The sequence below is a fragment of the Nonomuraea rhizosphaerae genome, assembly GCF_019396405.1.
GTDB classification, from domain to species: Bacteria; Actinomycetota; Actinomycetes; order Streptosporangiales; family Streptosporangiaceae; genus Nonomuraea; species Nonomuraea rhizosphaerae.
In genome coordinates this window covers 21,626-28,078 of record NZ_JAHKRL010000353.1, presented here as the reverse complement: position 1 = coordinate 28,078, position 6,453 = coordinate 21,626, and the positions used below count along the sequence as shown (strand labels likewise).

Genomic DNA, 6,453 nt, shown 5'->3' with positions numbered 1-6,453 from the left:
CCCGGGCGGGGCCGCCGAGGCGGGACCGGCCAGGGCGACCAGGTACGCGGCGATCAGCACGATCGCCGAGAGCAGCGGTAACAGGCGGTTGGGGGGTGCGATGGGCACGGTCTCTCCTGTCGTCAGATGTGCGGGTCGTCCCCGATGACCGGGGCCGTGTGGGTGTCCACGTCCACGGCGGAGCGGGCCAGGACGGCGCCGTCCTCCGCGACGAGGGCAAGGTGCAGCCGGCCGCTGGTCCAGCCCTCGGGCAGGCGGGCGTGGACCTCGGCGGGCGCGCTGAGCAGGAACGGCTTCGCCTCGGCCCGCGGCCCGTCCCCCTCCAGGAGCGGGGGAGCGGCGCCGAGGACGGGCGTCCAGGCGGTGCGCAGCCGGCCGCCGACCGGCTCCGTCCCGTGGTGCGAGACCCGGACGGTGACGGTGACCTGCCCGCTCTCGCTGAGCAGGTCACGGCCGGGCGCGACGGGCACGACGTCGAGGACGAGCGTGGTGACGGCGTTCACGTCGGCCGGGTCCACCCCGGCCAGGTCCTTGGCGCGGCGCTCGAAGTCCAGCAGCCCGGCCGACTCGTGCTCGATGTCGTACAGCTCGGTGTAGACGTAGCCGGCCAGCCGGTCGTGGCGGCGCAGCTCCTGGGTCTGCCAGCGCAGGTGCCAGGCCCGCTCGACGCAGGTGAAGCCGCCGCCGTACTCGCTGTTCAGGTTCGGCAGGCCGCGCAGCGGCTGCGACGGCGAGCCCGCCAGCGCCTTGCGGACCACATGGTCAGGGCCGAGCCGGACGGGGAAGTCGTCCTGGTCGCCGTTCATCAGCGCGGCGACCGTCCTGCCCCACGTCGCGGCGGACTCGTCGTAGTGGTGCCAGTCGAGCAGGTCCGTGCGGACGTGCGCCCAGCCGGAGTTCTCCACGGCGGGCCGCGACGGGTCCAGGGCCTTGAGCAGGTCGTACGCCCGCGCCGCCGCCTCCTGCTTGGCCGGGTCGCCGGGAATGTCCCAGTCCAGGCCCCACTCCTCGTTGTACAGGCCCCAGATGACGATCGCGGGGGAGTTGCCGTCCCGCTCGACCATGGGCGCGATCTGCGCCTCGAACGCGGCCACCGACGCGGCCGAGAACCGGCCGGTGGCGGCGGGCTCGGCCCACACCAGCATGCCGAGCCGGTCGGCGTGGTGGACGAAGCGCGGATCCTCCAGCTTGAGGTGCTTGCGCACCAGGTTGTAGCCCGCCGCCGCGGCCAGCTCCAGGTCACGGACCAGCGCGGCGTCGCTGGGCGCGGTGATGCCGGTGCGCGGCCAGTAGCCCTGGTCGAGCACGCCGCGCACGAACAGGCGGCGGCCGTTGAGGTACAGGTCCTCGCCGGCGGCCTCGATCCGGCGCAGCCCGGTGTACGCCGTGACCCGGTCCACGCCGCTCGGCGAGGTCAGCTCGGCGTCCACGTGGTACAGGTGCGGGTCCTCCGGCGACCACAGGCGCGGCTCGGCGACGGGCAGCACGGCCCGCGCCACCCCGTCCACGACCTGCGCCTCGACGGACGCGCCCGTCTCGCGCAGGGTCAGCCGCAGGGTCGTGGGCAGGGTCGCCTCCGAGGACCCTGACGTCTCCGTCACGCGGGCTTCGACCGTGATGGCGTCCAGGTCCCCGGCCGGGCGCAGCCTGAGCGAGGCCAGGTGCGTGGCGGGCCGCGCCTCCAGCCAGACGCTCTGCCAGATCCCCGACGACGGGGTGAAGCAGACGCCGTCGAAGTCGTCGCGCGGCACGCTGCGCTGCTTGCCGTGCGCCAGCTCCCGCTTGTCGGCCGGCGCGGCGACCCGTACCAGCACCTCCTGCTCGCCGTCGCCCAGCGCGCCGGTGACGTCGGCCTCGAACGGCGTGTAACCGCCGGTGTGCCGGGCCACCTCGGTGCCGTTCACCCAGACGGTGGCCTCGTGGTGCACGGCGCCGAAGTGCAGCACCACCCGCTGCCCGGCCCACCCGGCCGGGACGGTGAAGCGGCGGCGGTACCAGGCGAGCGGCAGCCAGTGGGCCTCGACGCCGGACGCCGGGGTCTCCCAGGCGAACGGCACGGTGATGGTCCGGTCCCAGTCCCGGCCGTCGTCCGCCCGGAAGTCCCAGTCGCCGTTCAGGCTGGCCCAGGAGTGCGACCGGTCGAAGTGGGGCCGGGGATATTCGGCACGGGGATATTCGGCACGGGGCTGTTCGGCACGGGGCTGTTCGGCACGGGGCGTCATGCTGCTCCGATCATGGAAGGTTCCGCTCATGGAAGAGGTCCGGTCAGCCCTTGACGCTGCCGGCGAGGATGCCGCTGATGAAGTGGCGCTGCAGCAGGACGAAGATCACCAGCAGCGGCAGCATGGCGATGCTGCCGGCGGCCAGCAGCTCGCCCCACACGGTGGCGAAGTCGGCGCCGACGCGGTTGCCGGTGACGTTCTGCGCCAGCGTGGACAGCACCACCTGGAGGGTCTGGTGCGCGGTGTCGTTGACGGCGACGACCGGCCAGACGAAGTCGTTGTAGACGTTCATGGTGGTCAGCACGGCCAGGGCGGCCAGGCCGGGCCGGATCACCGGCAGCACGACCCGGGTGAAGACGCCCAGCTCGCTCGCGCCGTCCACCCGCCCGGCGTCGATCAGCTCGTCCGGGATGGCGGCGATGACCTGCCGCATCCAGAAGATGCTGAACGCGTCCACGCTGCCCGGCAGGATCAGCGCCTGGTAGGTGTTCACCCAGCCCAGCGCGCTCATCTCCAGCAGCAGCGGGATGATGAGCACCAGCGTGGGCAGCATCAGCGTCAGCAGCACCACCCCGAACAGGGCGTTCTTGCCGGGGAAGGTGTATTTGGCGAAGGCGTGCCCGGCCAGCGGGCAGAAGATCATCGTCATCGCGCCCTTGACCGCCAGCACCAGCGCCGTGTTGGCGAACCCGGTGCCGATCGGCACGTCGGCGAACATCGCCCGGTAGTTGTCCAGCGTCGGCCCGCCCAGTGCCAGCGGGTCGGCGATGATGTCGGCGGCGGGCTTGAACGAGGAGCTGATCGCCCACCAGATCGGGTACAGGAACGCGACGGCCAGCACCGCCAGCACCACGTAGTGGGCGGCGTTCGGCCTGGTGTGCCTCATGAGGCTCCGTCCTTGGGGCGCAGCAGCCGCACCGCGCCCAGCGACAGGCCGAACACCAGCAGCACCAGCAGGAAGGAGTTCGCGGCGCCGGTGCCCAGGTCGGAGGCGGTGATGTGGTCGTACAGGTAGAGCCCGGCGGTGGTGGTCGAGCCGTACGGGCCGCCGTCGGTGACCACGAACGGCTCGGCGAACATCTGGAAGACCGCCAGCGTCTGCACGACCACCAGGAAGGCCGTGCTCCGCCGCACGAGCGGCACGGTCAGCGACCAGAACTGCCGCCACCGCGACGCCCCGTCGATCGAGGCGGCCTCGTACACGCCGCCCGGCACCGCCTGCAGCCCGGCCAGCAGGATGATGATCGCGAACCCGGTGGTCTTCCACAGGAACAGCAGCGCCAGCGTCGGCTTGGCCCACACGGTGGAGGTCAGCCAGCCCACCGCCGGCAGCCCGAACAGGCCGAGCACGTGGTTGACCAGCCCGTAGTCCTGGTCGAAGACCACGATCCACACCTGCGCCATCGCCACCAGCGGGGTCACGAACGGCGCGATGAACGCCACCCGGAACAGCCCGCGCAGCCGCAGCTTCGCGTTGGCCAGCAGCACCGCCGCGCCCAGCCCGGCCACGACCTGGACCGGCACGATCAGCAGCCACATGACCGCGCTGTTGCCGAGCGAGGCCCAGAAGTCCGGGCTGGTCAGCAGGTACAGGTAGTTGCCCAGGCCGACCCAGTGGGCCTCCCCGGCGCCGCGCCAGCGGGTGAGGCTGAGCTGGAGCGCGTACAGCAGGGGATACACCCCGAAGGCGGCGAAGACGGCGAAGAACGGGGCGATGAACAGGTACGGCGACAGCCGCGCGGACCTCATCAGGAGCGGTCGATCAGGTTGCGCTGGATCTTCTTGGCGGAGTCGGCGATCACGTCGTCGGGGGTCATCTTCCCCTCGATCAGCCGCTGCGTGTTGTCGCCCAGGTAGTCCACCGACTGGGCCCACCACCAGGGGATCGGCGCGGCGGCCGGGATGGTGGCGGCGGCCTCGACGGCGACCTTCCACAGGTCCTGCCCGCCGAGCGCCTCCAGGGGCTTGAACAGCGGTTTGTCGGCGGCCAGCGCCGGGGTCCAGGCGGGCACGGAGGTGGACAGGCCGCCGGGGTAGACGCTGTTCGGGCCGTACACCGCCGTGCAGCCGGGCTCGGTGAAGCACAGGAACTCGTACAGCAGCCAGGCCAGCTCCGGGTTCTTCGCCTTGGCGGGGATGACGAAGCTGCTGCCGCCCATCGCGCCGCTGCGCGCGCCGCCCGGCGTCCACGCCGGCAGCGGCATGGCCCGCCACTTGCCCTTCGTCGCCTTCAGGAGCTGCTGCGGCGCGAACGACCACCAGATCGCCCACGGCACGAACACCTGCTGGCCGCCGTCGAGGGTGTTGATGTCGGCCGGCTCCAGGTAGGGGGCGTGCGTGGCCAGGCCGCCCTTGACGACCTCCCGCACCCAGCCGAGGACGCGCCGGTACTCGGGCGAGTCCAGCCGCAGCTTGCCCTGCGCGTCGGTCAGGCTCGTGCCCTGCTGGTTGGCCATCATCTCCAGCCAGAGCTGGCCGAGGAACGGGTTCTTGTCCAGGTGGATCGGCTTGGTCCTGGGGTTCTTCTCCTGGACGGTCCTGGCGGCGCTGAGCAGGTCGTCGTAGGTGGCGATGGCGGCCGGGTCGACGCCGGTGTCCTGGAGGATGTCCTCGCGGTACCAGAGCAGGCCGGGGTCCAGGTCCCACGGCACGCCGAAGATCTTGCCGCCGACCGTGTTGACCGACAGCTTGTACGGGGCCACCTTGTCGCGGTGCGGGGCGATCAGGTCGGTCAGGTCGTACAGGTGCTCGGCCTGGCTGCCGATCTTGGCGTCGTCCCAGAAGCTGCCGTCGGGCACGTCGGTGCCGCTGATCAGCGTGTTGGCCAGCTTGGCGTCGATGTCCACGGCCTGGTGGTTCACCGTGACGCCGGGGTAGGCGGCGCGGAACTTGGCGATCGCCGCGTCGAACACCTTGAACAGGTCGCCGGACCGGTTCCAGATCGTGATCGTCCCCTTGGCGGAGGCCGAGGCGGACGGCGCGGCCAGCTTGCTCGGCGCCGCGCTCGTGCCGCCGCCGGGGGCGCAGGCCGCCAGCGAGGCCCCCGCGGCGGCGCCGAGCACTCCCTTGAGGAAGCCACGGCGGCCCAAAGTGGGTGCAGACATTTCCAACTCCTCCGGCGAGGCCCACGTGAGGGCTCTGCAACGATGCAGACATCATGCATACTCCTCTGCAACGATGCAAGAGTGAGCTAGGATCCGACCGACGGACAAGGAGGGACATGCCAGGACCAACGCTGCGTGACGTCGCCAAGCGGGCCAACGTCTCGATCCGCACGGTGTCCAACGTGGTCAACGGCTACGCGCCCGTCTCCGACGAGCTGCGGGTCCGCGTGCAGGCCGCCCTCGACGAGCTGGACTACCGTCCCAACCTCATCGCCCGCAACCTCAAGCAGGGCCGTACCGGCATGATCGCCCTGGCGGTGCCCGAGCTGGACGTGCCCTACTTCGCCGAGCTGGTCCGCGAGGTGATCACCGCGGCCCGCGCGCACGGCTACGTGGTCATGGTCGACCAGACCGACGGCGACCTCGAACGCGAGCGTGAGCTGCTCGGCCGCGACTCGCGGGCCACCATGTTCGACGGGCTGCTGCTCAGCCCGCTGGCCATCTCCGCCGACGAGCTGCGCGGCCGCGGCAACCGGGTGCCCGTCGTCTTACTCGGCGAGCACATCTTCAACGGCAGCTTCCACCACGTCGCCATCGACAACGTCGCCGCCGCCCGCGAGGCCACCGAACACCTGCTCGCCCTGGGCCGCCGCCGCGTCGCCGCCATCGGCGACCAGCCGTACGCGACCGGCGAGACCGCCCAGCTGCGCACCATCGGCTACCGCCAGGCGCACGCCCGCCGGGGCCTGGACGTGGACGACCGGCTGGTCGTGCCCACCCCGCGCTTCCACCGGCGGCTCGGTGCCGAGGCGATGGAGCGGTTGCTGGCCCTGCCCGACCCGCCCGACGCCGTGCTCTGCTACAACGACCTGCTCGCCCTGGGCGCCATGCGCGCCCTGACCAGGGCCGGACGCCGCATCCCCGACGACATCGCGGTGGTCGGCATCGACGACATCGAGGAGGGCCAGTACAGCACCCCGAGCCTGACCACGGTGGCCCCGGACAAGGCGGAGATCGCCCGCCGCGCGGTCGGCGTCCTGCTCCAGTCGATCAACGGCGCGGCCCCCCAGCCCGCCGAGATCGTCGTCCCGCACCGCCTGGTCGTCCGGGAGAGTACGGCGGGCTGA

Annotated in this window: 5 protein-coding genes; 1 reads left to right on the top strand and 4 read right to left on the bottom strand. The window is 71.9% G+C overall.

The window, feature by feature from the left end; genetic code table 11:
- Positions 1 to 122: 122 nt before the first annotated feature.
- The 4 genes from KME77_RS17760 to KME77_RS17745 are packed head-to-tail and all read right to left on the bottom strand — an operon-like array spanning position 123 to position 5,326.
- Positions 123 to 2,222 (bottom strand): glycoside hydrolase family 2 protein, encoded by a 2,100-nt coding sequence (locus tag KME77_RS17760; RefSeq protein ID WP_219468725.1) that lies wholly within the window; start codon positions 2,220 to 2,222, stop codon positions 123 to 125.
- A 43-nt stretch (positions 2,223 to 2,265) separates the two neighbouring features.
- Positions 2,266 to 3,108 (bottom strand): carbohydrate ABC transporter permease, encoded by an 843-nt coding sequence (locus KME77_RS17755; RefSeq protein ID WP_219468721.1) that lies wholly within the window; start codon positions 3,106 to 3,108, stop codon positions 2,266 to 2,268.
- Positions 3,105 to 3,971, bottom strand: coding sequence for a carbohydrate ABC transporter permease (locus KME77_RS17750; protein WP_219468718.1), 867 nt, complete (start codon positions 3,969 to 3,971; stop codon positions 3,105 to 3,107). The genes KME77_RS17755 and KME77_RS17750 overlap by 4 nt, the downstream gene beginning before the upstream one ends.
- A complete protein-coding gene (locus KME77_RS17745) occupies positions 3,971 to 5,326 on the bottom strand; it encodes an ABC transporter substrate-binding protein (RefSeq protein WP_219468715.1) in 1,356 nt (451 codons plus the stop codon). Before KME77_RS17745 ends, KME77_RS17750 begins: the two co-directional genes overlap by 1 nt.
- A 116-nt stretch (positions 5,327 to 5,442) precedes the next feature.
- On the opposite strand from KME77_RS17745, the gene KME77_RS17740 reads away from it, so the two are divergent.
- Positions 5,443 to 6,453 carry a LacI family DNA-binding transcriptional regulator gene (locus tag KME77_RS17740; protein WP_219468711.1) on the top strand — a complete coding sequence of 337 codons (1,011 nt, stop codon included), beginning with the start codon at positions 5,443 to 5,445 and terminating at the stop codon, positions 6,451 to 6,453.

Coding starts and splice junctions, on each gene's coding strand:
- KME77_RS17755 (WP_219468721.1), bottom strand. CDS start 3,108: ATGAGGCACACCAGGCCGAACGCCGCCCACTACGTGGTGCTGGCGGTG.
- KME77_RS17740 (WP_219468711.1), top strand. CDS start 5,443: ATGCCAGGACCAACGCTGCGTGACGTCGCCAAGCGGGCCAACGTCTCG.
- KME77_RS17750 (WP_219468718.1), bottom strand. CDS start 3,971: ATGAGGTCCGCGCGGCTGTCGCCGTACCTGTTCATCGCCCCGTTCTTC.
- KME77_RS17760 (WP_219468725.1), bottom strand. CDS start 2,222: ATGACGCCCCGTGCCGAACAGCCCCGTGCCGAACAGCCCCGTGCCGAA.
- KME77_RS17745 (WP_219468715.1), bottom strand. CDS start 5,326: ATGTCTGCACCCACTTTGGGCCGCCGTGGCTTCCTCAAGGGAGTGCTC.